Origin of the sequence: Stenotrophomonas sp. GD03777 (genome assembly GCF_029842485.1) — a bacterium.
GTDB lineage: Bacteria > Pseudomonadota > Gammaproteobacteria > Xanthomonadales > Xanthomonadaceae > Stenotrophomonas > Stenotrophomonas sepilia.
Genome location: NZ_JAOCGL010000022.1, coordinates 20,471 through 45,712, shown reverse-complemented (window position 1 = coordinate 45,712; position 25,242 = coordinate 20,471). Strand labels below are relative to the sequence as shown.

Here is a 25,242-nt window from a genome sequence, read left to right as displayed (position 1 = left end):
CCCAAGGACGGGTTTACGGCGTGTCCTGACCAGCCACACCGCCCCGCCCAACTCACAGAAAACCAGAGCCGCTTTTGATCTTGATTTGGCTTCGGCTTCGGCTTCGGCAGGTGCAGGGCGCAGCCCTGCCGAAACCCTACTTCACCCGGCGGCCCGAGCGGTCGATGCGGAACCGCTCTCCGCCTTCCATCGGCGTGTGGCCATCGGCATCCGGCATGCCACGCCGGCACCCGTTGCAGACCTCGGCCACGCCATCCTGGAACGGCCAGGCGAAATCGAAGGTGCCCGGCACCACCTGGCGGAATTCCAGATCGAAGTAGCTCACGCGATTGCCGACGCGGCCGCGCAGCAGGCCTTCCTGCGGCGTTTCCGGGCCGTTGTCCCAGGTAAGCACCGGCAGGCTGTGGCCCGTGCGGTCGACGTAGTGGAAGCCCTGGTCGGCATACACCACGGCCAGGCCGTGGTCGTCGTAGTTCAGGTCCTTCAGCGTATCGGCGCTGATCTTCAGCCGGTGATCGACCACCTCGCAGTTGGGGAGCGGCCACAACCCGTGTTCGTCGGTCAGCAGCTTGCATGCCTGTGCCTGTGCATTGGCACTGACCAGCACGCCAAGCATTGCCAGCGACCGCGCAAAGCGGCCGCTGGCAGGGGCAGGGCGGGCCTGCCGCGCGATCACTTGGCCTCGGCCTTGCGTTCGAAGGCCGTCGGTGCCGGCAACTGCACAGGGACGCCCTTGTCATCGCAGGTGCCGGCCTGGCACAGGCGCTCGCGCAGGGCTGGGGTGGCCTGCACGATCATGTGGTAGATCGCGTTCTGTTCCAGCGTGCCGCGGATCGCCTTGCTGCCCGGGCCACGTGCCCAGATGCCGACGTCCTCACCACCATGCGATTCGGACTTCATCGGCACCAGCGCTTCCTGCATGTAGTCCGGATGCTCGGTGTCGACCTCGCGCAGGTTCGGGCGACCGTTGGCCGGTTCGAAGCTGCTTGGGTTGTGCGGGTAGCGCTTCGGCCCGGCCGGCTGCTGGTTGCTGCTGCCGGTGTGGCCTGGGCCGTTGGCGTAGCTCAGCGTGGTGTACGGCTGGCCGGTGCCGTCCAGGGCGTAGTCCAGCTTGCCGGCGCCGTCTTCGCCGCCCTTGTCCTTCACCTTGCCCAGGATCGGGTTGCCGCGTGCCGGGTAGCCGACGAAGTTCAGCGTGTGCGAGTGGTCGGCGGTGACGATGATCAGGGTGTCGTCGGCCGAGGTCAGCTCGTTGGCCACGCGCACCGCATCGGACAGCGCCACGGTCTCGGTCAGTGCACGGTAGGCATTGCCGCTGTGGTTGGCGTGGTCGATGCGCGCGCCTTCGATCATCAGCACGTAGCCTTCCGGGTGCCTGGAAAGGTTCTTGATCGCTGCAGCCGTCAGTTCGGCCAGGCTCGGCTCACCGCCCGGATCCTGCGGGCGCTCGTACTCGTAGCGCATGTGGTCCGGTTCGAACAGGCCAAGGATGGCCGGCGCATTGGCGGCCGCGGCCAGCTGCTTGCTGTTCCAGACATAGGCACCCTGCGGATGCGCCTGCTGCCATTCCTGGACCAGGCTGCGGCCGTCCAGGCGCTGGCCAACCTTGTCGTCGTATTCCGGGTCGCGCTCTTCCACGGTGGTGAACTCACCACGGCCGCCACCAAGGGCGACAAGCGGGCCGCGCCCATAGCGCGAGGTCGACAGCAGCTGCTGGGCGATGTCCTTGCAGCCGGCCGCCTTGGCCGCTTCAGTCAGGTCGGTGTCGTTTTCCCAGTTGCGCTCGGGCGAGTGCGCGTAGGTGGCAGCCGGGGTGGCATGGGTCAGGCGTGCGGTGGAGACCACGCCGGTGGCCAGGCCGGCGCTGTCGGCCAGCTGCAGCCAGGTCAGCAGGCCCTTGGACAGGCTGTCGGCACAGTCGGTGCGGCTTCCGGCACTGACGCCGATCGCGCCCATGTGGGTCTTCACGCCGGTGGTGATGGCGGTCATGGTGCCGGCCGAATCAGGCGTCTGCGAATCGGTGTTGTAGGTCTTGCTGAACGCCGTGGCCGGGAAGCGTTCCCAGGACAGCAGGTTCTCCTCGCCGGAGCCGCCCTTGCGCTGGCCCTCGTAGATGCGCGAGGCGGCCACAGTGGTCAGGCTCATGCCGTCACCGAGGAACAGGATGACGTTCTTGGCCTTGCCGGACATCGCACCATTGGCCGCAGCCTGGGCGGCCCCGCTGCGGTACCACCACTGCGGGGTCTCGCCGGCCGGATGGGCGACGGGATCGACGGCGACCTTCAGGCCGGCCGGGGCGGACGCGGGGGCGGAGCTGGCGCAGGCGCCCAGCAGAAAGGTGGTGGCGCAGGCGGCCAACAGGGAGACGGAACGACGCATGGACGCTGGGATCTCACAAACTGTAACGGGACATTCATTATGCCCGCCCCAGCAAGGCACGCCGATGACACACTGATTTGCCGGCCGGGCGGTCGTTCTGCGGGCTGCCTTGGGCTATCGTGCCAGCATCCCTTCCTTCCCCTCTGGATTGCCTATGAAGCTGGTCTCTGCCTGGCTGCGGATTCCGTTCTGGCAGCGCGTGGTCGGTGGCTTCGTGCTCGGCGCGCTGGCCGGCTGGGCGCTCGGCCCGGCCGCGGAAACGTGGTTTGGCCCGCTCGGTGAGCTGTACGTCACCCTGATCAAGATGATCGCCGTGCCGCTGGTGTTCTTCGCGGTCATCAACGCGATCTCGTCGCTGCACGGGCAGAAGTCCGTGGCCGCGCTCAGTGGGCGCACCTTCCTGTGGTTCGTGATTACCGCTGCGCTGGCAGTGTGTGTCGGCCTGGCCGTGGGTACGGTGCTGCAGCCCGGCGCGGGTGGCCTGCAGTTGTCGATGGCCAGCAACTACGTGCCGCGCGAAGTGCCCAGCGTGGTGCAGGTGCTGCTGGACGTGGTGCCTGCCAATGTCTTCTATGCACTGTCCGGCATCGGCACCAAGGTCAACGCGGCCGGTGAGACCGTGCTGGCTGCGGGTCGCGGCTCGATCCTGCCGGTGATCTTCTTCGCCGGCCTGGTGGGCTTTGCCATCGTCAAGCTGGGCGAGAAGGTGACCGAGGCGCGCAAGCTGGTTGGCCAGATGAGCGACATCATGATCCAGGTGACCCGCTTCGTACTGGAAGTCACCCCGATCGGCACCTTCGGCCTGATCGCAGGCCTGGTCGGCAGCTATGGGTTCGAGAAGCTGCTGCCGCTGGGCCATTTCGTGCTGGCGTTGTACGTGGCCTGTGCGCTGCACATCGTGGTGGTCTACAGCGCGCTGCTGCTGGCGCATGGCCTGAACCCGCTGAAGTTCTTCCGTGGCGCCGCACCGGGCATGCAGGTTGCGTTCGTCAGCTCGTCCAGCTTCGCTGCGATGCCGGTGGCGCTGCGTTCGATCACTCACAACCTGGGCGTGAACAAGGACTACGGTTCGTTCGCGGTGCCGCTGGGCGCCAGCATCAAGATGGACGGCTGCGGCGCGATCTATCCGGCGCTGTGCGCGGTGTTCATTTCGCAGTACAGCGGCGTGCCGCTGACCCCGGAGCAGTACGTGGTGGTGCTGATCGCCTCGGTGCTGGGCAGCTTCGGCACCGCCGGCGTGCCGGGTACTGCGGTGATCATGGCCACGGTGGTGCTGAGCGCAGCCAATCTGCCGCTGGAGACCATCGGCTACCTGTATGCCATCGACCGCATCCTGGACATGATGCGCACGATGACGAATGTGACCGGCCAGATGCTGGTGCCGGTGCTCGTGGCCAAGGAGACCGGGTTGCTCGACCAGGCGGTGTATGACAATCCGTCCAGCAATGTGGGCGTGGACGATCCTGACCCGACCCCGCCACGCAGCTGAGGTTGCGTGGAGATGAAAGGCCCGCCTGACCGGCGGGCCTTTTGTTTGGGAGCTGGTTGGCGCGGTGGCGGCCAAGGCGGGTCCTGGTAGATCCACGCCATGCGTGGATGGAGGCAGTGCCGACCAACGGTCGGCACCCACCAGGGCAGGCGGCGCGATGCCGACCAAGGTCGGCACCTACCGGGGGCGCAAACAAAAAAGCCGCTGCGGGGCAGCGGCTTCTCGCATCAGGCGGCGCCGTAGCGCCAGCGGGTCAGAGGTCGACCCGGCGGGCCTGCATGAACTTGTTGCCCCAGTAGCCACTGAGCAGGGTGTCCACGCGGACGTCCTTGCCGGAGCTCGGTGCGTGCAGGAAGCGGCCGTCGCCGACATAGATGCCGACGTGGTCGACGCGGCCCTTGCGGCCGAAGAAGACCAGGTCACCTGCGGCCAGCGCGGTGCGATCGTTGATCAGTTCGGCGTTGTCATCGTGGGCCATCTCGCGCGAGACGCGCGGCAGCTCGATGCCCAGGGCCGAACGGAACACATAACCGACCAGGCCGCTGCAGTCGAAACCGCTGTCCGGGTTGCTGCCACCCCAACGGTACGGGGTGCCCAGCAGGGTCATCGCGCGGCGCAGCAGCGACTGCACCTTGCCGTTGTCGGCGGCGGTACCGACAACGCTGCCATTGGCGGCGCTGCTGGTGTCGTAATTGGCGAGCAGGCGGCTGAGGTCGCCGGCCACCACGGCCGAGCGGTCCATCAGCGGAATGGTGTCGTTGGCGGCCAGGTGCGGCAGCAGGGCGGCCAGTGTGGCACTGGCGGCGGCATCGACGCGGCTGCGCTGCGGAGCGGCAGCCTCGGCCTTGGCGGCCGGTCGGGCGGCGCTCTCGGCCACCGGGGCCGGGGGCACATCGGAACGGTTCGGAGCGGTCTGCGACCAGGCCGGAAGGCTGGTCAGGCACAGTGCCAGGCCAAGCAACAACGGGCGGGCACTGCGTGAAGATACGGAAGTCTGGCCTTCGCTTTTCAGGTCGTCAGTCGTCACGCGTCGGTCACAGGAAAAAAACGATGGGGCATCATGCCCTGTAAAAGCGCCGATAAGTTAAAAATTCCGTTAGTAAAACGTTATTGCGGTAGTGATTTTCGTCACATTTTTGAACATATCGCCTGTTCATTTTAGCGAAGGACGCGTTTCGCCCCCGTGTAGTGGTCTTTCCAGTAGGGGCCGCTGAGCGAGTCGAGGCGTACCGTTCCGCCGGTACTCGGCGCGTGCACGAAACGCCCCTCACCTACATAGATGCCGACATGGGTGACGCTGCCGCGGCTGCCGAAGAACACCAGATCGCCGGTGGCCAGGCGCTGCGGATCGATCTTCGGGCCCTGTACCGCGGCCAGGTCGCGCGAGGTGCGCGGCAGTCGCAGGTCCAGCATTTCCCGATAGACATAGGCGACCAGGCCGCTGCAGTCGAAGCCCGAATCCGGGGTATTGCCGCCATAGCGGTAGGGCGTGCCGACCAGGCTGATGGCCCGCATCAGCACCGAGTTGGCGGCCTCGGGGTTGTCCGGCACGGTCTTCGGCCAGTTCGCCGTCGGCGGCGGCGGCGCCGGGCGGGTGGCCTTGCTGCCTCCACAGGCGGTCATCAACACGGGCAGGGCCAGCAACAGGGCCGGGGCGAGGAACCGGCGCGGGCCGGACGAAACTGGCGTGATGTGCATGATCTCCGGATAATGCGCCACCTTGGATTGGCCGTCATGATGGCGGCGTCCCCGCCGGGCGACAACCCGCCCCAACCCGCCTGCCTCCGGCAGATCCAGACAGAGTTGCGCATGAAGATCGAAAAAGACCGCGTTGTCCGCTTCCACTACACCGTTTCCGAAGTCGGCCAGGAGCCGATCGAGTCGTCCAAGGACCGCGGCGAGCCGCTGGCGATCCTGATCGGCCACGGCAACATCATCCCGGGCCTGGAAAACGCCATGATGGACAAGGAAGCCGGCGCGACCTTCAACGTCGACGTCAAGGCGGCCGATGCCTACGGCGAGCGTCGTGAAGGCCTGTCCCAGCGCGTGCCGAAGAAGCACTTCGGCAACACCAAGCTGGCCCCGGGCCAGCAGGTGGTGCTGCAGACCAACTTCGGCCCGCGTGCGGTGACCGTGCAGAAGGTCGGCATGAGCGTCGTCGACGTCGACCTGAACCACCCGATGGCCGGCAAGGACCTGCACTTCGACGTCGAGATCGTCGACGTGCGCGAAGCCGGCAAGGAAGAGATCGACCACGGCCACGTCCACGGCGACGGTGGTCACCAGCACTGATCGCAGCGCGATCGTGATGGATGCAGCGGCCCGCTTCGGCGGGCCGTTGCGTTTCTGGAACACGGCGCGGCCATCCATGGCGTACGGGCCGGCGGCATAATGGCGGACCTGCCTGACGGACGCCCCGTGAACGCCGCTTCTCCTTCCCTGCAGCCGGTCGCTTCCGGCGAACGCATCGCCGTGCTGGACGTGCTGCGCGGTGCCGCGCTGCTGGGCATCCTGCTGATGAACATCGAGGCCTTCAGCGGACCGCTGGACCTGGCCTTCACCGGCATCGACGTGCATTGGCAGGGCATCGACTACTGGGCCGATGCCTTTGTGTACGTGTTCGTGCAGGGCAAGTTCTTCACCCTGTTCTCGCTGCTGTTCGGCGCCGGCTTCGCGGTGATGGCGCAGCGCGCTGAGGCCGCCGGGCGCGACTTCACCCCGTTCTATCTGCGCCGCAGCGCTGGCTTGCTGCTGATCGGCCTGTGCCACGCGCTGCTGGTCTGGTCCGGCGACATCCTTGTGATGTACGCGTTGGTCTCGTTGCCGTTGCTGGCCTGCCGGGAGGCGCCGCGCAGCTGGCTGCCGTGGATGGGCGTGACCGTCTATCTGGGCGGCGTTGCGCTGATGCTGCTGGTGGGCGCGATGGTGTCGATGGCTTCGACCGAAGAGGTGCGGGGCATGCTTGCCGAGGCGCAGCAGAGCATCGACCTGCAGCGGCAGGTGTACGGGCAGGGCAGCTGGGCGCAGGCCACTGTGCAGCGCCTGAGCGAGTTCGGCACCTCGATGGGCGCGCTGCTGATCACCGGCCCGGAAGTGCTGGGCATGTTCCTGATCGGCAGCTGGTTCGCCGGCAGTGGCGCGTTGGCGACGCCGGAGCGCTTTCCGCGGCTGTACGCAGTGCTGCGTTGGGGGGCACTGCCGCTGGGCCTTGTGGTCACGCTGCTGGGTGTTGCCTGGAAGCCCTATCTGGCGCCGGGTGCCTACGGCCTGCCGGCGACGGCGGCGATGGCGCTGGTGACGATCGGTGGCCTGCCGATGTGCCTGGGTTACCTCGCGTGGATCGTGCATTGGCGTGCGCGGTTGGCCTGGCTGGCACCGGTCGGGCGCATGGCGCTGACCCACTATCTTGGCCAGTCGCTGCTGTGTACCTGGACCTTCTACCAGTATGGCCTGGGCAGGTTCGAGACGATGCCGCGCAGCGTGCAGCTGTTGTTCGCGCTGCTGCTGTTTGCCGCGCAGGTGGTCTTCTCGCACCTGTGGCTGCGCCATTTCCGCTTCGGCCCGATCGAGTGGATATGGCGTGCGATGACCTATCGGCAGTGGCCATCGATGCGGCGCGGGACGGAGCAGGGGTGAGCGATGGGCACGCATGCGCTGTGCCGATCGGCCGCGCGCCCGCGCACCCTCACGTCTGGCTTGCAGCGGGGCATGGCATGCTCGGCATCAGCATGAGCGCCGGCACCGGCCAGCTGATCGCCGATCTCGTCTGCGGCCGCACGCCAGCGATCGATCCTGCCCCTTACCGACCCGAGCGATTCCGATGAGCACTGCACCCTATGATTACGACCTGATCGTCCTTGGCGGTGGTTCCGCCGGCCTGGCTGGCGCGATCCGCGCCGCGCAGCAAGGCAAGCGCGTGGCGCTGCTGGAGCCTGGTGAACTGGGCGGGACCTGCGTCAACGTCGGCTGCGTGCCGAAGAAGGCCATGTGGCTGGCGGCCGACCTGCACGAGCGCATCGGCCTGGCCAGTGCGATGGGTTTCGATGTCAAGGTACGCCCGGCATTGTCGTGGCAGGAGCTGGTGATCCATCGCCAGGCCTACATCAGCAACATCCACACCAGCTACCACAAGCGCCTGGACGAAACCGGCGTGGTGCGCATTCCGGCGCGCGGTCATCTGCTCGATGCGCATACCGTGGCCTGCAGCGATGGCGTGCGTTACAGCGCTGAACACATCCTGATCGCCACCGGCGCGCACCCGCTGCGGCCTGACATCCCCGGTGCCGAACTGGGCCTGGTCTCCGATGATTTCTTCGATCTGCGCGCGGCACCGGCCGAGGTGGCGATCATCGGTGGCGGTTACATCGCGGTGGAGCTGGCCGGCCTGCTGCAGGCACTGGGCAGCAAGGTGAGCCTGCTGGTGCGTGGCCAGCGGCTGCTGGATCGCTTCGATTACGAGCTGACCGATCAGCTGGCCGAGAACCTGAAGCAGCAGGGCGTGCGCATCCATTTCGGCTATCGCCTGCGCGAGCTGCAGCGCGATGGCGAACGCGTACGTGCATTCGGCCATGATGGCCCGCTCGACAGCGTGTTCGACGCGGTGTTCTTTGCCACCGGCCGCCGTGGCAACAGCCGCGATCTGGGCCTGGAAGCGCTCGGCATCGGTATCGGCGAACACCAGCAGGTGCAGGTGGACGAATGGCAGACCACGTGTGTGCCGAGCGTGCACGCGGTGGGCGACATCGCTGGCAAGGTCGGCCTGACCCCGGTGGCGGTGGCCGCTTCGCGGCGGCTGATGGACCGCCTGTTCGGTGGCCGCCCGCAGTCGAAGATGGATTACGAGAACGTGGCCAGCGTGGTGTTCTCGCATCCACCGCTGGGCGCGGTGGGCATGAGCGAAGAAGAGGCGCGCGCGCGGTTCGATCAGGTGAGCGTCTACCACAGCCGTTTCCGTCCGATGCTGCAGGCGCTGGCCAATGGCACCCAGCGCAGCCTGTTCAAGATGGTCTGTGCCGGTCCGGAAGAACGGGTGGTGGGCATCCACCTGCTGGGCGAAGCGGCCGACGAGATCCTGCAGGGCTTTGCGGTGGCGGTGAAGATGGGCGCGACCAAGGCCCAGTTCGACGACACCGTGGCGATCCACCCGACCTCGGCCGAGGAAGTGGTGCTGATGCGCTGAGCTGGACGGTTTTAGAGCCGATCCTATGCTCGGCTGCGTTCTGTGCAGACAGGGGCAGCCGAGCGCAGGCTCGGCTCTCCAGGTCACCAGGCGCACCCATGCGACAATGGAAGCCCTTACGCCTTCCCTGGCCGCCCCGTGCGGCCCGCCGTCGTCCTGATGTCCAGCCCCGCTTCCCGTATCGCCACCGCTTCCCCACGCATCGCGCTGGGAGGCATCGGCCTGGCCGCGATCGGCGCCATCGCCGCCTCCGGCAAGGCCATCATCGTCAAGCTCGGCCTGCGTCACGGCGTGGATGCCACCACGCTGCTCGCCCTGCGCATGCTGATGGCGCTACCGCTGTTCGTACTGATGGCACTGTGGTCCGCGCGCCGGGCCGAGCCGCTGTCCTGGGCCGACCGTGCCCGCGTGTTGTGGCTGGGCTTCACCGGCTACTACCTGTCCAGTCTGCTCGACTTCCAGGGCCTGCAGTACATCAGCGTGACCCTTGAGCGCCTGATTCTTTACTTGAACCCGACCCTGGTGCTGCTGATCAACGTGCTGCTGGCGCGCCAGCGGCCCGGTCGGTGGCAGATCGGCGCGCTGGTGCTGAGCTATCTGGGCGTGCTGCTCGCCTTCGGCCACGATCTGCAGCGCGAGGGCGGGCAGATCATCGTCGGCAGCCTGCTGGTACTGGGCAGTGCGCTCAGCTACGCGCTGTACCTGTTCGGCAGTGGGCAGGTGGTCGCACGCATCGGCGCGGTGCGGTTGACCGCCTATGCCAGCTGCGTGGCCAGCGTGCTGGTGCTGCTGCATTTCGCGGTGACCCATCCGCTGCCGTTGCTGTGGCAGGCACCGGCGCCAGTGCAATGGCTGTCGCTGGTCAATGCCACCGTGTGCACGGTGCTGCCGGTGCTGGCGATCATGCTGGCGGTGCAGCGCGTGGGTTCGTCGCTGGCCGCGCAGGTCGGTATGCTGGGCCCTGTTTCCACCATCGTGATGAGCCTATGGCTGCTCGACGAACCGATGGGGCCGGCGCAGATCGCCGGCACCGTGCTGGTACTGATCGGCGTACTGCTGGTGACCCGCCTGCGGCGCTGACACCGGAGCAGGCGCGTGCGCGCATCCTGGCGGTGATCCGCGCGATCCCCGTAGGGCAGGTGATGGGTTATGGGCAGGTAGCGATGCGCGCGGGCCTGCCCGGGCGTGCGCGGCTGACCGCGCGCATCCTGGGCCAGAACGACGACCCGGACCTGCCTTGGCACCGCGTGCTGCGCTCGGATGGGCGAATTGCCATGGAAGAAGGGTCGGCCGGATGGCGCGAGCAGTCACAGCGGTTGCGCGCGGAGGGCGTGGTGGTGGAGAACGGCCGGGTGCGGATGCCGGCGGCTGATCCGGCAGCGGCACTGGATGCCGCTGTGTGGGGCCCGGTCTGAGCACCGCTGGCGACTGAACAGGCCGGACCTGAGGGCCGCCAACAAGACACGGTGCTGCGGCTATGATGGAGGCCGTTCCATGCCGGTACTCCCATGTTCCCGCGACTGCCAACCGTCACCAAGGCCCTGCTGATCGCCAATGCGATCCTGTTCCTGCTGCAGCAGCAGTTCCTGCTCGGCATGCAGACCTTCGAGCCGTTCATGCTGCAACCGCTGCAGCAGGGCTTCGATGCGTTCTCGCCGGGCGGCAACTTCCAGCCGTGGCAGCTGCTGACCTATGGCTTCCTGCATGGCAGCTTCGGCCACCTGTTCTTCAACATGCTGGCGGTCTTCATGTTCGGCGCGCCGCTGGAGCAGACCTGGGGCGAGAAGCGCTTCCTGCTGTATTACCTGGTGTGCGTGGCTGGTGCAGGCGTCTGCCAGCTGCTGGTGGGCACGCTGCTGGAAAACCCGGCGACGGTGCTGGGCGCCTCCGGTGGCGTGTTTGGCCTGCTGCTGGCCTACGGCATGCTGTTCCCCAACCAGCGGGTGATGCTGCTGTTCCCGCCGATCCCGATGAAGGCGCGGACCTTCGTGATCCTGTTCGGCGTGGGCGAACTGGTGCTGGGAATGACCGGCTGGCAGCCGGGCGTGGCCCATTTCGCGCACCTGGGCGGCATGCTGTTCGGCTGGTTGCTGATCCGTTACTGGCGCGGGCAGCCGCCGTTCAACAAGCGACGCCCGCCCGGCCCCCCGAAGCGCCCGAACCATCTGCGCAGCGTCAAATGATCCGAAGGATCATTTGACGCCGTAGGTGCCGACCGTTGGTCGGCACACCACTACAGGTCCCGCAGCACCACCTGCGCCGCATTGTGCCCCGGTGCACCGGTAACACCACCGCCGGGATGGGTACCCGACCCACACAGATACAGGCCGGGAAGGGCGCCGCGATAGCCGGCCTGGCCGACCATCGGCCGCGCCGAGAACAACTGGTTGGCGCTCAGTGCGCCGTGGAAGATGTCGCCGCCGACCAGACCGAAGGTGCGTTCCAGATCGAGCGGGGACAGCACCTGACGACCGAGCACGCTGTCAGCGAAGCCGGGCGCATAGCGTTCAACGGTAGCGATCATCAGGTCGGCTACCGTCTCGCGGTGGTCATCCCAGTGACGCCCATCAGGAAGTACCGGCGCCACGTGCTGGCAGAACAGGCTGGCCACATGCTGTCCGGGCGGTGCCAGTGAATCGTCCAGCGTACTGGGAATGAGCATTTCCACGATCGGTTCGCGTGACCAGCCATTGCGACGCGCATCCAGCCAGGCACGGTCCATGTAATCCAGGCTGGGGGCCATGATGATCCCGGCGCTGAGGTGATCGCCGGGACCGGGCAGAGCGCGGAAGTCCGGCAGCTGCGACAGCGCGACATTCATCCGGAACGTGCCCGAACCGCAGCGCCAGTTCGCCATGCGTTCGCGCGTTGCGTCCGGTACCTGCTCCGGTGCCAGCATCTGCTCGTACAGCAGCTTTGGATTGACGTTGGCGATCATCGCGCGTGCGCGCAGGATTTCGCCGTTGGCCAGCGCCACGCCCACGACACGACCCTGCTCGATCAGCAGGCGTTGCACACCGGCATCCACGCGCAGCTCAGCCCCGGCCTCCCGCGCGGCAGTGGCGATGGCCTGGCTGATCGCGCCCATGCCACCGATCGCATGGCCCCACGCACCTTTCATGCCATTGCACTGGCCGAACACGTGGTGCAGCAGTACGTAGGCACTGCCCGGTGTATAGGGGCTTGCGTAGTTGCCGACGATGCCATCGAAGCCGAACAGCGCCTTGATCGGTTCGCTTTCGAACCAGCGATCCAGATACTCGGCTGCCGACAGCGTGAACAGGTCCAGCAGCTCCTGCCGCAGCGAGGCATCCAGCGTGGCCAGTTCACGACCAAGACGACCCATCTGCCACAGCGCAGGCAACGCGCGCCAACCACCCGCAACGCCGGCATCCGGTGGCGTGCGCAGGGCCCACGCGCGCAGCACATCGGCGAAGATCTCCAGGCGCGCTTCGTATTCGGGTAGCCGCTGCGCATCCCGCTCGGAGAACTTCGCGACCTCGGCCTGGGTGCGGCCCGGTGCGGACAGCAGGTAGCGGCCGTCCGGCAATGGCAGGAAGTTGTTGGCCGGGCGATTGACGATGCGCAGCCCATGCGCATGCAGCTGCAGGTCGTCGATCACCTTCGGCTGCAGCAATGACACCGTGTAGGACGCCACCGAGTTGCGGAACCCGGGGTGGAATTCCTCGGTGACTGCCGCGCCGCCGAGAACGCCACGACGTTCCAGCACCAGCACCTTCTTGCCAGCGCGTGCGAGATAGGCCGCGCAGACCAGGCCGTTGTGGCCGCCACCGATGATGATCGCATCCCAGGACATCAGCACCTCGGAAAAAGGGGACGGAGGGAATTAAGTCGCAATCCGCATCTGCGCACAGGGGGGAAGAAACGACTTAATCCCCTCCGTCCCCTTTTTTGATTGCCGCTTCGATGGTGGCGATGTCGATCTTCTTCATCGGCATCATCGCGTTGAAGGCGCGCTTGGCCAGTGCCTTGTCCTGGCTGGTCACCGCTTCGATCAGCATGCGTGGGCTGATCTGCCAGGAAACGCCCCATCGGTCCCTGCACCAACCGCACTGGCTCTCCTGCCCGCCGTTGCTGACGATGGCGTCCCACAAGCGGTCAGTCTCGGCCTGGTCCTCGGTCTGGATCTGGAAGGAGAAGGCTTCGCTGTGCTTGAACGCGGTGCCGCCGTTGAGGCCGACGCAGGGGATGCCGCAGACCGTGAATTCGACGGTCAGTATGTTGCCCTCCCTGCCGTCCGGGTAGTCGCCCGGGGCGTGGTGGACAGCGGTCACCGCGCTGTCGGGAAAGGTGTTGGCATAGAAGGTGGCGGCCTCGAGCGCGCCGTTGTCGTACCAGATACAGATCGTGTTCTTGTGTGCCATGTCCGGCTCCACGTTGGACGAAGCCGCAGCGATAGCACGCGCAGTGTTAACCCGGGATCGTGCTGCACCCGCAAAAAAAGAGCGCCCGAAGGCGCCCTTTGTACTAACAGTGCGGCCGCGGGCTCAGCGCCAGACCTTGATCTGGTCGGCTTCGCTGCGCTGCATCGGCTGCCCGGCCGTGCAACTGAAGGTGGCACCGAACGCCGGCAGGTTGGCCAGCGTGCCGTTGCTGCGCCACAGGCCCGGTGCGCGGATGTCGGCAGTCAGGCGGCGCGCGGCCTCGTTCGGCGACAGCTGCTGTGCCCACAGCGTCGACCAGGCGCGGAAGAAGCCCTGCTGCTGTGCCTGCTTGGCCTTCGGCTCCTGCGCGGCATACGCCGCCCATGCCAGTTCCAGGCCGGCGATGTCGGCCAGGTTTTCTTCCTGGGTGAGCGTGCCGTTGACCTTGGCACCCTTCACGCCCGGGAAGTCGTAGGCGCTGTACTGCGCGGCCACGCGATTGCCGAGCAGGGTCCAGGCGGTCTTGTCGGCCGGGGTCCACCAGCTGCGCAGCTCACCCTTGGCATCGACCAGAGCGCCCTTGGCATCGATCGCACGGGTCAGCTCGTGGCCGACCAGGCCCCCGAAGCTGCCGAACTTGTCGGCGGCGTCGGCCTTGGCGTTGAACACCGGGCCCTGCAGGATCGCGGCGGTGACGATCAGGCGGTTCTGCGCCAGGTCGTAGGCCAGCGACGGCTGCTGCGGCAGCACGTCCCAGCGGCGGTCGGCATTGCCCTTGCCGATGCGCTTCATTTCCTCGCGGTGGCGCCAGGTCGATGCAATCAGCATGTTGCCACCAAACGAGCCGCGCCCCATCGGCTGCACGCTGTAGTCCAGGTCGCGCAGTGGAGTGCCGATCTCGATCTTCAGCGCAGCCAGCTTGGCCTGCGCTTCGGTCTTGGCTTCGGCACTCATCCAGCTGCTGTTCTTTACCGCCTCGATCTGTACTTCGCGCACCTTGTCGACGATCCACGCCGCCTGGCGACGATCTTCGGCGGACAGGTAGCGCGCGGCGTATTCGCGGCCGACCATCGGGCCGGCGGCCACGTTGATCGCATCGAGCACGCTTTCCCAGCGCTGCGGTGGCAGGGTTTCGCCGCGCAGCACGCGGCCGCGGAATTCGAACTCGGCGTCGCGGTAGGCCTTGGACAGGTACGGCGCCATCGAGTCGCCCACGCGCCAGCGCAGGTAGGCTTTCCACTGGTCCGGCTTGAGCTTGGTGACCATGCCATCGAGCTGCTTGAACAGGCCTGGGTCGGCCAGCGAGACCAGGTCATCGTCCACGCCCTGTGCCTTCAGGAACGCGTCCAGCTGCAGGTTGCGGTAGCGGCTGTTGAGCTCCTTGGTGGAGATCGGCGCGTAGTTGTTGAACGGGTTGTTGATGCCGGCCAGCGACTGCGCGTTGCGCGCCAGCTCGGTCTCCAGCGCGATCACCGCCTGCGATTCGGCATCCAGCTTGGCCGCCGGGGTGCCGGTCAGCGCCAGGATCTGCTTGACGTAGTTGCGGTAGCGGCCCATCAGCGCCACGGTATCGGCGTCGGTGCGGGTATAGAACGCCGGATCCGGCAGGCCCATGCCGCCCTGCATGAAGTAACCGATGTGGCGGTCCAGTGCCTTCAGGTCGACGTCAGGGCCGAAGTTGAAGGCGACCGGGATGCCCACCTGGTGCAGCGCGGCGATCGAGGCCGGCACATCCTTGGCCTTCTTGATGGCGTTGATGCGGGTCAGCAGCGGGGCGATTGGATTGGAACCGTCCGCTTCCACGGCGGCTTCGTCAAGGCCGCTGGCCCAGAAGTCACCCAGCAGCTTCTGCACGTTGCCCTGCGGCGACTTCATCGCGGCATCGAGCAGGTCGCGCTGCTGCTGGCGGCTGCGGTCGACCAGCTGGCCCAGTGCGGTAGTGGCGCCGGTCTGCGGAACCGGGTTGGCCTTCAGCCAGCCTGCATTGGTGGTGTTGTAGAAGTCGCTGCACTGGGCGCTGACGGCCGGGGCGCGTGCGGCCTTCTTCTTGGCGGCGGCAAACGCATCGTGGGTCGGGACCAGAGTCGCCAGGCTGATGCCCAGGGCGATGGCAAGCGGACGGAAGTTGGGCATGTGGAACGAATCCGTGATGGATTGAGGGCGCGCGCACTATAGCAAGCCGGGCATGGGCGCGGCATGCACGCATCACGGTGGCTCCGCCGAGCCGTGCGCCGACCAAGGTCGGCATCTTCCAACGGCGTGGGCCATGCGTGGATGACGGGCGCTGTGAAAAGCAAGGGCCCGGGAATTCCCGGGCCCTTGCAGGTACGCCGCAACGTCAGCCGTTGCTTACCAGATCACCACCTGCTGCTCGCCGGTGCGGGCCATCGGCGAACCGGCCTTGCACTGGAACGCGGCGGCGAAGGTCGGCAGGTTCGACGGCGCACCCATGGCGCGGAACTGCGCCGGGGCGTGCGGATCGGTGGCCAGGCGGACCTTGGCGTTTTCCGGGGTGTACTTGGTGCGCCACACGGTGGCCCAGTTGAAGAAGAAGCGCTGGTCGCGGGTGAAGCCATCGACCTTTGCATCTTCCTTGCCGGCGGTGGCCTTCTGCAGCGCGTCGTAGGCGGTGGCCAGGCCACCCAGGTCGGCGATGTTCTCGCCCAGGGTCAGGTGGCCGTTCACCGCCTGGCCGTCGACCTTGTACTGGTCGAACTGCTTGACCAGCTTGCCGGTGAGGCCTTCGAAGTTCTTCTTGTCGGCCGGGGTCCACCAGTCTTCCATGTTGCCGGTCGGCCCGAAGCGCGCACCCTGGTCGTCGTAGCCGTGGGTCATCTCATGACCGATCACCGCACCGATGCCGCCGTAGTTCAGCGCGTCGTCGGCCTTCGGATCGAAGAACGGCGGCTGCAGGATGGCGGCCGGGAACACGATCTCGTTCTGCAGCGGGTTGTAGTAGGCGTTGACGGTCTGCGGGGTCATGCCCCACTCGGTCTTGTCCACCGGCTTGCCGATCTTGGACAGGTTGAACTTGTAGTTGAACTCGTTGGCCGCGCGCACGTTGCCGAGGAAGCTGTCGCGCTGGGTCTGCAGGCCCGACCAGTCGCGCCACTTGTCCGGGTAACCGATCTTCGGGGTGAAGGTCTCCCACTTGGCGATGGCCTTGGCCTTGGTTTCCTCGCTCATCCAGCTCAGGCCCTGGATGCGGTCCTTCAGCGCGGCGGCCAGGTTCTTCACCAGTTCTTCCATCTTCGCCTTGGCTTCCGGCGAGAAGGCAACCTTCACGTACAGCTGGCCGAAGGCTTCACCGGCATCATTCTCGATGGTGCCCAGCACGCGCTTCCAGCGCGGCTTCTGTTCCTTCTGGCCGTTGAGGGTCTTGCCGTAGAACTCGTAGTTCTCCTGCACGAAGGCGTCAGCCAGGTACGGCGAGGCACTGTCCACGGTGTGGAAGCGCAGGTAGGCGCGCCACACCGACGGATCGGTATCGCCCAGCGCCTTGCTCACTTCCTCATGGAACGCCGGCATGGCCAGCGAGAACTTCTCCGGCGCGGCCACGCCCTGCGACTTGAAGAACTCGGTCCAGCTGAAGTTCGGGGTCAGCTTGTCGGCGTCGGCCAGGGTGACCGGGTTGTAGTACAGCTCGACGTTGCGCGACAGCTCGACGCGCGACTTGGAGGCCTTGGCCAGGCGGGTTTCGAACTTGACCACGTCCTCGGCCTGCTTGGCCGCGTCGGCCGCGGCGACGCCGGACAGCTCCAGCACCTTGGCGACGTGTGCCTGGTAGGCCTTCAGCTTGTCGGCGTTCTTGGCATCGGTGTAATAGGTGGTATCCGGCAGGCCCAGGCCGCCCTGGCTGGCGTAGGCCATGTTCATGGTCGAGTTCTTGAAGTCCGCTTCGGCGCCGAAGCCGAACAGGACGTTGTCACCCTTGGCGGCGCTGGTGCGCAGGTAGTTGGCGATCGCCGCCTTGTCCTGCAGGCCGTCGATCGCCGCCAGGTCGGCCTTCAGCGGCTCGATGCCCTGCGCGTTGATCTTCGCTTCGTCCATGCCGGTCGCCCACAGGTCGCCGACGATCTTCTCGATGTGGTTCGGGTTCTTGACCTGCGCGACCTGTTCGGCCAGCTGGTGCTGCACGGCCACCGAGCGCTCGTCGAGGATGGTGAACGCGCCCCAGCTGGTGCGGTCGCCCGGGATTTCATTGGCGGCCAGCCACTTGCTGTTGACGTAGTCGCCAAAGGCGGTGCAGGCGTCCTTGGTGGTGTCCAGGTCGCTCGGCTGGAAGGCGTTGTAGGCCGGCAGCTTGCTCTCGTCCAGCTTATAGGTGGTGGCTTCGGCGGTGGCCGGGGCGGAGGCGGCGGCGTCCTTGGCCGGGGTTTCAGTCTTGCCGCAGCCGACCAGCGCGGCCGAAACGGCCAGGGTCAGCAGCACGATCTTGGGAGTACGGGTCACTTGAATGGCCTCCGGGCCGAGTGAGTCAGGGAGTGGCCGCAGGTGCGACCGTGGGCCGAACGATACGCCGCCGGCCAGACCTGCAAGGGTGTCGAAGGTCATGGTCGGGCGCAAGGGCTTTTGCCGGGCCCGGAAAAGGCAGACCCGGCAAAAGCCGGGTCTGTCGGGTGTTGCGGTTCTGGATGGATCAGAACTTGTAGGTGGCGCCCATGTACATGTAACGGCCGATGTTGTCGTACATCGCCGAACCGACGTCGGAGCCGAAGTAGTTCACCGGCGGATCCTTGTCGAAGGCATTGTCGATGCCCAGGTAGACGTCGATCTTGTCACCCGGGAAGCGGTAGCCGAACTGGAAGTTGTGGTACGTGTACGAGCCGTTGCGGATCGGGCTGGTCTGTCCCGGGTTGGCCTGGTAGCTCTTCGGCTGCACACGCAGGTTCGGGCCGACGTAGGTCATGTCCCACGACGCGCGCCACTGGCCCAGCGAGTACTTGGTCTGCAGCTGGCCACGCCAGCGCGGATCGGTCACCCAGGTGACGTTCTCGTCGTACTCGTTCGGGAAGGCCTGGAAGGCCCACTCGCGCGACTGCAGCAGACGGGTGCCCACCAGGCGGATGACGGTGTCACCCTCGGCCAGCTTGAAGCGGTAGTCCATTTCCAGATCGACGCCGACGCGACGCGAGCGGGCGAGGTTTTCGTTCAGCGCAACCCAGCGGCTGATCGAGTATTCCGGGAAGGTGCGGCCGCCAGCATCGGTCTTGCCGCCCACCGGTGCGCGTTCGATGAAGCCGCAGAAGCTGTTGTTGATCCCCCCCGGCGAATCCACGCAACGGGTTGCATTGGTCTGCGCGGTCACCGCACCAATGGCGTCCTTCAGGCTGATCCACCAGTAGTCGACGGACATGCCGAAGCCCTGCAGGAAATCAGGCTGCCAGACCAGGCCATAGGTGAAGCTGCGTGCGCGTTCCGGCTTCAGGTCCGGATTGCCGCCGCTGACGCCCGGGCGGGTGGCAGTGTAGGTGTCGACCCAGCCGACCGGCACGCCCAGCGCCGAGCAGTTGGCCTGGCGCAGTGCCGGGTCCGCCGCGGTGTTCGGGCGGTTCGGGTTGGTGGCCAGGTAGTTGCAGGGGTCGTTGACCGTGGCGAAGTTTTCGCTCTGCGGGTTGTACAGCTCACCGATGCTCGGTGCGCGCACCGCCTGCGACAGGGTGCCGCGGGCACGCAGCGACGGGATGATGGTCCAGTCCAGGCCCACCTTCCAGGTGGTGGTCTTGCCGATGCTGCTGTAGTCCGACCAGCGGCCTGCGGCGTCCAGGGTCAGGTTGTAGATGCCCGGGATGTCGGCCAGCAGCGGCACGGTGGTTTCAACGAAGGCCTCGCGCACGTCGTACTTGCCCATGCGGTTGGGAATGGCGTTGAGGAAGGTCAGGCCCTGCGCGGCCAGCGGATCGGTGATTTCGCGGCTCTTTTCGCGGCGGTATTCAACGCCACCAGCCACGCCGACGTCACCGGCCGGCAGGCTGAAGAGCGAGCCGTTGGCCAGCGATGCGCTGAACACCGACTGCTGCAGGCGCGAGTAGTTGAACGAATTGACGTTCATCCAGTCACGTGCAGCTTGGGTCACCGCGCCGTTGCCGAACACCGAGAACGGCACGCAGCCTTCGCGGGCGAACTGCGAGTACACGCGGTTGCCGTTGTTGGGGTTGGTCGCGTTCGGGTTCAGCGTGGTGCGGCAGACGATCTGGCCAGTGGCCGGGTTGACCACGGTATCCAGGCCAGCCTGCCAACGCTCGTTGATACGGTTGTTGAGGTTCCAGCGCTTGACTTCGCTCTGGCCCCAGTTGCCGTAAACGTCGTAGGTCCAGTTCTCGGTCAGGTTGCCTTCCATGCCCAGCACAAAGCGCTGGGTGTTGCGCTCCACGTGCTCACCACGCTGGCCGGCGTCGACGTTGAAGCGGCTCAGGGTTAGCTGGCTCAGGCCGGCGCTGGTCATCAGTGCACGCAATTCCGGCGACACGTAAGCGTTATCGCGCTGGATGCGCAGGGTCTGGTCGAACGACGGCTGTGCCAGGAAGTCGGACACCGTTTCGGTGTACTTGCCCTCGAAGTACAGGCGGTGGTTGTCGGTCAGGTCGAAGTTGACGACCGTGTTGATGCTCTTGCGGTCGAACTTCGGCTGCAGGTCGGCAACCGAGTTCAGGTCGGCGAAATCACAGTTCACGCAACTGGTTGCGCTGACCACGGTGCCGTCGTAGCGCTGCTTGCGGAAGGTGCCATCCGGGTTGAACTGATAGCGGTTGCCCCAGGTAGCCGGATTGTTCGGGTTGAAGGTACCAATGTTGAAGGTACCGCCGAAGGAGATCGAGTGGTTGCCGCCCGGGCCTGCAAGCACGGTTTCCGGGTTGCTTTCGCTGGACGGCTTGCTGCTGTCGTAGTTCGGGTTGCGCACCGACACCAGGAACTCGTTGCCGATGGCGCGGTCGGTGCGGACGAAGCGGTCCTGCTTGCTGTACTCAAGGGCGACGGCGGCGTTGCCGCGGCCACCAGCGAAGTCGGTGCCGGCCGAGGCGCTGATGAAGGAGCGGTTGAAGCCGCCTTCGCTGGCCATGCCGGTCTGACCGCGCACTTCGGCGCCGTCGAAGGACTTCTTCATGATGAAGTTGACCACGCCAGCCACGGCGTCGGCGCCGTACACAGCCGAGGCACCACCGGTGATCACTTCCACGCGCTCGATCCATTCCACCGGGATGGTGTTGACGTCCACGGCCGAGGAACCCGAGGTCGCGCCGACGTGGCGGCGGCCATTGACCAGCACGAGAGTGCGCGAGGTGCCCATGCCACGCAGGTCCATCAGACCCACGCCGGCGGTGCCGATGAAGCGGGTCGAGTTGCCCAGCGTGTAGGTCGGTGTCAGTGCTGGCAGGCGCGTCATCAGATCGCCGATGTTGTTCGCACCGGTGGCACGAATCTCCTCGGCGGTGATGGCCGTGACCGGCGAGGGGGTCACAAAGCCCGTACGCGCAATGCGCGAGCCGGTCACACTGACGCGATCGAGGTCGATCGGGTTGGAGGAGGCTTCCTGCGCGAAGGCAGGTGCTGCGGCCACGGCGAGCAGACCGACGAGCAGGGCGCTGCTGAGCGGGTGACGGCCAGGTGGGCGGTTGTACGTCATCGTTATGGGTCCCCTAATGAATTGAAGCGTGCTGTTCCGTCCGTTCGTTACATCTAAGTTCATATAACGGGCGTCGTTCATGGAACCTAACACGGCCTTAACGAGAAATGCATACAAATGTCACAAAATGGTACCTGGGTGCACTTCGGAGTTGGCTGAAAGTGCAACAAATACAATCGTTTAATATCAATTGTGATCTGCCGGCGACAACTTGATGACGCGAAGCTGAACGTGGTGAGATGGGCCACTTTGCGCAAATAGGCGTTTCATCATCCGTCCAGGAGCGGTGTTCATCAGAGGGGCGGAGGAAGCTGCCGTAATTGGCCTGCCGCGTGGCGATCCCCTTGCCTGGCGACTAGGCCGTCGATGTGTCGGAACTGCCTTTGCGTAGCTTTCGTAGTTCCAAATCGACTTCGGGTTGCCCAGCAGGTCCTGGAAGTCCTCACCCGGCTGCACCTGCACTTCATGCTTCAGCATGTTGGTGTAGTTGTCCGAGAACTGCAGCGAACCGAAGCGGCCGATGTCTTGCAAGTACGTGAAGCCGACGGTAAGGGCCTGCAGGTTCTGGCAGGCTCATCTTCGGGGGGGGCACAGCGAGCTCAGGTTGCTGGCCGAATCGCGTACGACCCAGTCGGCCACGTTCTGACGGGTGGATGAGGAGCTCTTCGGCAAGTCGTTGCGGCAGCAGTACTCGGCCAGCAGCAGCGGGTCTATGCTGGCTGCATCAACTTCGTTCTCGATCTTGCAGTTGTAGCAGTCGGCCGAGATCGACAAGTTTCTACAACCGGGGTATGGGCCGATTCGGCCAAGTTGCACTCGGTTTCTACGGCTACATGCCGAAGAATAGTGGTCAGGCGGCAAACGCGCTTGTGCCGTTCGTGGAGCGCGTGGATGCGTTCGATGAGCCCAAGTGCCAGCTCCGCTGGGGCCGGGAATGGGCAGGCCCTGTTCCACCAGGGCCTGTTCTTCCATCCGCTCAGGCCGGACACGAAAAAGCCCCGCCATGGCGGGGCTTTTCCGTTGCTGCGGTTGCGGGATTACTTCACGCCGAACGCGTACTTGGCCTGCACGTAGATCGCGCGCCCGTAGGCGTTGTACAGGTAGTTGTTGTACGGCTGGCCGCTGGTGCCGGCGAAGCTGTAGCGCTGGTTGTCCGGCATCTTGTTGAACACGTTGTTGACCATCAGCGACAGGGTCAGGTTTTCCATCGCGCGGTAGTTCACGCTCAGGTTGTAGGTGGTGTAGGAACCCCACTTGCCTGCCTTGTAGCCGGAGCTGTGGACGTAGTCATAGCCGTTGCCCACGTAAGCCATGTAGTTCGGCGTCTTGCCGATGTAGTTGGCATACAGGGTGGTGGTCCAGTTGTCCTTGGCCCAGCCGATCGAGCCGTCCGCGCGTACCTTGGCGTACGAGTCATACACCCACATCGCATACGGGTCGTGCAGCAGGTCCAGGAACTCGTCACCCGGCTGCGGCTGCAGCTTGCGCTTGAGCATGTCGGTGTAGTTGGCCGAGAACTGCAGCGAACCGAAGCGACCGATGTCCTGCACGTACTTGAAGCTGGCGGTCAGTGCTTCCAGGTTCTGGCGCGCGACGTTCATCTTCGGCGTGTAGATCTCGTCGAGCACGCCCGATGCATCACGGGTGATCCAGTCATCGACGTTCTGGCAGCTGGCCGAGGTGTTGTTGGACTGGCCGTTGCGGCAGTAGTACTCGGCCAGCAGCAGCTGGTCGGAGCTGAGCGTATCGACCTCGTTCTTGATCTTCCAGTTGTAGTAGTCGACCGACAGCGACAGGTTGTTGATCGGTGCCCACACGACGCCTGCATTCCAGACGTCGGCGGTGATCGGCTCCAGGTCGGGGTTGCCCGAGCGGGTGCCGAACACCGAGACGCTGTCGTACGGGCAGCCGGTGGTGTTGGCCGGGTCGTAGCCCAGCTGGCCGCAGCGATAGTAGTCGGTGGAGCCGTTGGCGTAGTAACCACTGCGGCCCTGGAAGGCATCGGACAGGGTCGGTGCGCGGAACGCCGTACCGTACTTGCCACGGAACAACAGGCTTTCGATCGGGCGGAACTCGATGCCGACGCTGTAGGTGGCCTTGTCCACGGTGTTGCTGCCGATCTTGAAGGCGTCATAGCGGCCGGAGCCGGTGACGGTCAGCGTTTCCAGCAGCGGCATGCGCAGTTCGGTGGTCACCGCGTAGTTGCTGCGATGGCCGGCACCGGATACGGCGGTGGTCCCCCACACGCTGCCGTCCATCAGGCCCGGGTCGGGCGTGTAATCCCAGCCTTCACTGCCGCCTTCCAGAACCACGGCGAAGCCGGCATCGCCACCCGGCAGCTTGAACAGCGAGCCATTGGTGACCTGGGCGCGGGCCAGGTTCTGCCAGGTGCGGCTTTCGCTGTAGCTGTAGCCGGTGAAGCTCTGGAAATCACCAGCGGGCAGCGGTGCGTAGAACGCTTCCCAGTTCGGGCTGTAGATGTTGTAGCCGGTGCTGGTGGTACCCAGCACCGGGCCCAGCACGCGCTGCTCGAAGTAGTCGTTGATCGGATCGTTCCAGCGCACGAAATTGCGCTCGGTCAGCTTGTACTCGCCACGGGTGAAGCTGAGGCTGTAGTCCCAGTTGCCTGCGGTGCCGCGGCCGCCAAGGGTGACCTGGTAGGCCTTGTTGCGGTCGGTGTTCATGATGTCGCGGTAACCGCCGCCGCCGATGTCCTCCGGCGCGAACACGCGCTGCAGGTTCATGTACTGGCCGCTGGCCTGGTCGTAGAAGCGGCCCCAGCCCGAGGAGGTGCCCCACCAGGTGTAGCCGGAACCGGTGGCGTACTTGACCTCCTCCAGGCTGTACAGCGCGTCGCCGAACAGCTGGAAATTGTCGTTCACGTCGAAGGTGGCCGAGCTGTAGATCTGCCCGCTTTCCTTGCCGTTCTTGATGGTCTTGTAACCGGTGCCGTAGACCGAGCCGCAGGCCTGGCCGGTCGGACGGGTACCGAGCACGGTGGTGCCGTCGAACTGGCCCGCCACGTTGGCGCACCGGTTCGGGTCCATCATCGCGTAGCGGTTGTTGGCGGCCGGCAGCAGCACCAGGAAATCGTTGGAGACGTACTGCGGGCTGTAACCGTCGGGGTTGTTGACCTTGGTCAGGTCGCGCTGGTAACCCCAGATCGGGCTGGTCTTCTCGTACTGCACGTTGACCAGTGCATGGAAGCGGTCATCCTTGGAGTTGAAACCGCGTGCGCCGCTGAAGCGGAAGCTGTTGCCGCCACCTTCGCTGTAGGCACCGCCGCGCACATTGAGCACACCGCCATCCATGCGCTCCTTGAGGATGATGTTGACCACGCCGGCGATCGCGTCCGAGCCGTACAGCGACGACTGGCCACCCGGCAGGATCTCGATGCGCTCGACGATGTCGATCGGGATGCCGCTGATGTTGTTGAAGGTATCGCCGCCGTTGTACAGCGCCGGATACGAGAGCATCGGGCGGCCGTTGATCAGGTACTTGGTATAGCCCGGGCTGAGGCCGAACATGCCCGCCGCTTCGGCGCCCTGGGTGAAGGATGCGGAGGTCTGGCCACCCTGCAGGCCGCCCGTGGACAGCGAGGACTGCTGCAGGACATCGGCGACGCTGGTGAAACCGCGGGTCTGGATATCCTCGGCGGTGACGGTCAGGACGGGCGTGTGGTTCTCGATCTCGGTCTGCGGAATCAGCGACCCGGTGACGGTCACACGATCAAGCTGGGTCGGCGCATTGCCGTCCTGGGCCAGGGCGGTGCCGGAGGCCAGGAGGGTGCCGAGCAGGGCGAGGGTCAAAGGGTGGCGCGAGAGCGTGGAACGTTGGCGAGACATGGTGGATCCCCGTAGTGAGCAATGTCTTGGCGGCGCATTCCCTGCGCATTAACAATTCGTTCAGTGTGACTCCATTCAGGTCGACCGTAACACGTCGTTAACGCTGCCAACACAGGCCTGTCACATCAATGCGCCGTTGGGAAATGAAAAAACGCTTACGAATCAATGGATAAGGCGATTTGTTTTGGCATGTTTCAAAAGATGGCGGCGTGCAAGGGAGCATGTCGGCATTGCGGATATGCCCTGTAGATCAATGCGTTGCCTTGGATCAGCGCTGCCGGGAACCTGGATGTTTGTGCGCTGTGGATCACACTTTCTGCTACAGGCCGGACGGGAGGGTG

The 25,242-nt window shown here is 65.5% G+C and carries 19 protein-coding genes and 1 pseudogene; 8 read left to right on the top strand and 12 right to left on the bottom strand.

Annotated elements, in window-relative coordinates:
• Nucleotides 1–136: 136 nt before the first annotated feature.
• Together N5E02_RS07545 and N5E02_RS07540 are read right to left on the bottom strand one after the other, a co-directional pair.
• Nucleotides 137–676, bottom strand: a complete 540-nt coding sequence (locus N5E02_RS07545) for a WG repeat-containing protein (protein ID WP_134955768.1) — start codon at nucleotides 674–676, stop codon at nucleotides 137–139.
• Entirely contained in the window at nucleotides 673–2,379 is a 1,707-nt protein-coding gene (locus N5E02_RS07540; RefSeq protein WP_032954372.1) for an alkaline phosphatase, read from the bottom strand. Before N5E02_RS07540 ends, N5E02_RS07545 begins: the two co-directional genes overlap by 4 nt.
• A gap of 154 nt (nucleotides 2,380–2,533) precedes the next feature.
• Between N5E02_RS07540 and N5E02_RS07535 the strand changes: the two genes are divergently transcribed.
• Nucleotides 2,534–3,868 (top strand): dicarboxylate/amino acid:cation symporter, encoded by a 1,335-nt coding sequence (locus N5E02_RS07535; RefSeq protein ID WP_065179181.1) that lies wholly within the window; start codon nucleotides 2,534–2,536, stop codon nucleotides 3,866–3,868.
• 253 nt (nucleotides 3,869–4,121) lie between these two features.
• Here the strand turns inward: N5E02_RS07535 and N5E02_RS07530 are convergent, their stop codons facing one another.
• Both N5E02_RS07530 and N5E02_RS07525 read right to left on the bottom strand, forming a co-directional pair.
• Nucleotides 4,122–4,829, bottom strand: a complete 708-nt coding sequence (locus tag N5E02_RS07530) for a C40 family peptidase (protein ID WP_227836959.1) — start codon at nucleotides 4,827–4,829, stop codon at nucleotides 4,122–4,124.
• 197 nt (nucleotides 4,830–5,026) lie between these two features.
• Complete coding sequence (locus tag N5E02_RS07525) at nucleotides 5,027–5,566, bottom strand: C40 family peptidase (protein WP_171957222.1); 540 nt, start codon at nucleotides 5,564–5,566, stop codon at nucleotides 5,027–5,029.
• Nucleotides 5,567–5,677: 111 nt separating this feature from the next.
• On the opposite strand from N5E02_RS07525, the gene N5E02_RS07520 reads away from it, so the two are divergent.
• From N5E02_RS07520 to N5E02_RS07490, 7 genes and pseudogenes are all read left to right on the top strand, one after another.
• Nucleotides 5,678–6,160, top strand: coding sequence for a peptidylprolyl isomerase (locus N5E02_RS07520; RefSeq protein ID WP_005418041.1), 483 nt, complete (start codon nucleotides 5,678–5,680; stop codon nucleotides 6,158–6,160).
• Nucleotides 6,161–6,259: 99 nt separating this feature from the next.
• Nucleotides 6,260–7,504 carry a DUF418 domain-containing protein gene (locus tag N5E02_RS07515; protein WP_005418032.1) on the top strand — a complete coding sequence of 415 codons (1,245 nt, stop codon included), beginning with the start codon at nucleotides 6,260–6,262 and terminating at the stop codon, nucleotides 7,502–7,504.
• A gap of 26 nt (nucleotides 7,505–7,530) precedes the next feature.
• Nucleotides 7,531–7,692, top strand: a pseudogene (locus tag N5E02_RS07510) (amino acid dehydrogenase); the annotation flags it as partial.
• Nucleotides 7,689–9,047: a glutathione-disulfide reductase gene (gorA, locus tag N5E02_RS07505; RefSeq protein WP_279946138.1), complete on the top strand. Its 1,359-nt coding sequence runs from the start codon at nucleotides 7,689–7,691 to the stop codon at nucleotides 9,045–9,047. The pseudogene N5E02_RS07510 and the gene gorA, both read left to right, overlap by 4 nt.
• A gap of 159 nt (nucleotides 9,048–9,206) precedes the next feature.
• Complete coding sequence (locus tag N5E02_RS07500; RefSeq protein ID WP_111188172.1) at nucleotides 9,207–10,127, top strand: DMT family transporter; 921 nt, start codon at nucleotides 9,207–9,209, stop codon at nucleotides 10,125–10,127.
• Nucleotides 10,124–10,462: an MGMT family protein gene (locus N5E02_RS07495; RefSeq protein WP_231522382.1), complete on the top strand. Its 339-nt coding sequence runs from the start codon at nucleotides 10,124–10,126 to the stop codon at nucleotides 10,460–10,462. Before N5E02_RS07500 ends, N5E02_RS07495 begins: the two co-directional genes overlap by 4 nt.
• Before the next feature lie 93 nt (nucleotides 10,463–10,555).
• Nucleotides 10,556–11,230: a rhomboid family intramembrane serine protease gene (locus N5E02_RS07490; protein WP_111188171.1), complete on the top strand. Its 675-nt coding sequence runs from the start codon at nucleotides 10,556–10,558 to the stop codon at nucleotides 11,228–11,230.
• 50 nt (nucleotides 11,231–11,280) lie between these two features.
• Here the strand turns inward: N5E02_RS07490 and N5E02_RS07485 are convergent, their stop codons facing one another.
• From N5E02_RS07485 to N5E02_RS07450, 8 genes are all read right to left on the bottom strand, one after another.
• A complete protein-coding gene (locus tag N5E02_RS07485) occupies nucleotides 11,281–12,864 on the bottom strand; it encodes an NAD(P)/FAD-dependent oxidoreductase (RefSeq protein ID WP_279946137.1) in 1,584 nt (527 codons plus the stop codon).
• A gap of 73 nt (nucleotides 12,865–12,937) precedes the next feature.
• The gene (locus N5E02_RS07480) at nucleotides 12,938–13,432 is read right to left on the bottom strand and encodes a VOC family protein (RefSeq protein ID WP_139727437.1); all 495 of its coding nucleotides are present in this window, start codon (nucleotides 13,430–13,432) and stop codon (nucleotides 12,938–12,940) included.
• Between the two features lie 123 nt (nucleotides 13,433–13,555).
• Nucleotides 13,556–15,565 (bottom strand): M13 family metallopeptidase, encoded by a 2,010-nt coding sequence (locus N5E02_RS07475; protein ID WP_279946136.1) that lies wholly within the window; start codon nucleotides 15,563–15,565, stop codon nucleotides 13,556–13,558.
• Nucleotides 15,566–15,781: 216 nt separating this feature from the next.
• Complete coding sequence (locus N5E02_RS07470; protein WP_279946135.1) at nucleotides 15,782–17,884, bottom strand: M13-type metalloendopeptidase; 2,103 nt, start codon at nucleotides 17,882–17,884, stop codon at nucleotides 15,782–15,784.
• 187 nt (nucleotides 17,885–18,071) lie between these two features.
• On the bottom strand, nucleotides 18,072–21,056 hold the full coding sequence (locus N5E02_RS07465; protein WP_139727434.1) for a TonB-dependent receptor: 2,985 nt from the start codon (nucleotides 21,054–21,056) through the stop codon (nucleotides 18,072–18,074).
• A gap of 186 nt (nucleotides 21,057–21,242) precedes the next feature.
• On the bottom strand, nucleotides 21,243–21,587 hold the full coding sequence (locus N5E02_RS07460; RefSeq protein ID WP_235642161.1) for a hypothetical protein: 345 nt from the start codon (nucleotides 21,585–21,587) through the stop codon (nucleotides 21,243–21,245).
• Between the two features lie 42 nt (nucleotides 21,588–21,629).
• Entirely contained in the window at nucleotides 21,630–21,830 is a 201-nt protein-coding gene (locus N5E02_RS07455; protein WP_235646264.1) for a hypothetical protein, read from the bottom strand.
• A gap of 263 nt (nucleotides 21,831–22,093) precedes the next feature.
• Complete coding sequence (locus N5E02_RS07450; RefSeq protein ID WP_065179173.1) at nucleotides 22,094–24,901, bottom strand: TonB-dependent receptor; 2,808 nt, start codon at nucleotides 24,899–24,901, stop codon at nucleotides 22,094–22,096.
• Between the last annotated feature and the right edge of the window lie 341 nt (nucleotides 24,902–25,242).

Bases quoted from the DNA above. Each gene is read 5' to 3' on its own strand.
- N5E02_RS07500 (WP_111188172.1), top strand. From the start codon at position 9,207: ATGTCCAGCCCCGCTTCCCGTATCGCCACCGCTTCCCCACGCATCGCG.
- gorA (WP_279946138.1), top strand. From the start codon at position 7,689: ATGAGCACTGCACCCTATGATTACGACCTGATCGTCCTTGGCGGTGGT.
- N5E02_RS07475 (WP_279946136.1), bottom strand. From the start codon at position 15,565: ATGCCCAACTTCCGTCCGCTTGCCATCGCCCTGGGCATCAGCCTGGCG.
- N5E02_RS07490 (WP_111188171.1), top strand. From the start codon at position 10,556: ATGTTCCCGCGACTGCCAACCGTCACCAAGGCCCTGCTGATCGCCAAT.
- N5E02_RS07540 (WP_032954372.1), bottom strand. From the start codon at position 2,379: ATGCGTCGTTCCGTCTCCCTGTTGGCCGCCTGCGCCACCACCTTTCTG.
- N5E02_RS07450 (WP_065179173.1), bottom strand. From the start codon at position 24,901: ATGTCTCGCCAACGTTCCACGCTCTCGCGCCACCCTTTGACCCTCGCC.
- N5E02_RS07520 (WP_005418041.1), top strand. From the start codon at position 5,678: ATGAAGATCGAAAAAGACCGCGTTGTCCGCTTCCACTACACCGTTTCC.
- N5E02_RS07515 (WP_005418032.1), top strand. From the start codon at position 6,260: ATGGCGGACCTGCCTGACGGACGCCCCGTGAACGCCGCTTCTCCTTCC.
- N5E02_RS07480 (WP_139727437.1), bottom strand. From the start codon at position 13,432: ATGGCACACAAGAACACGATCTGTATCTGGTACGACAACGGCGCGCTC.
- N5E02_RS07535 (WP_065179181.1), top strand. From the start codon at position 2,534: ATGAAGCTGGTCTCTGCCTGGCTGCGGATTCCGTTCTGGCAGCGCGTG.
- N5E02_RS07465 (WP_139727434.1), bottom strand. From the start codon at position 21,056: ATGACGTACAACCGCCCACCTGGCCGTCACCCGCTCAGCAGCGCCCTG.
- N5E02_RS07525 (WP_171957222.1), bottom strand. From the start codon at position 5,566: ATGCACATCACGCCAGTTTCGTCCGGCCCGCGCCGGTTCCTCGCCCCG.
- N5E02_RS07485 (WP_279946137.1), bottom strand. From the start codon at position 12,864: ATGTCCTGGGATGCGATCATCATCGGTGGCGGCCACAACGGCCTGGTC.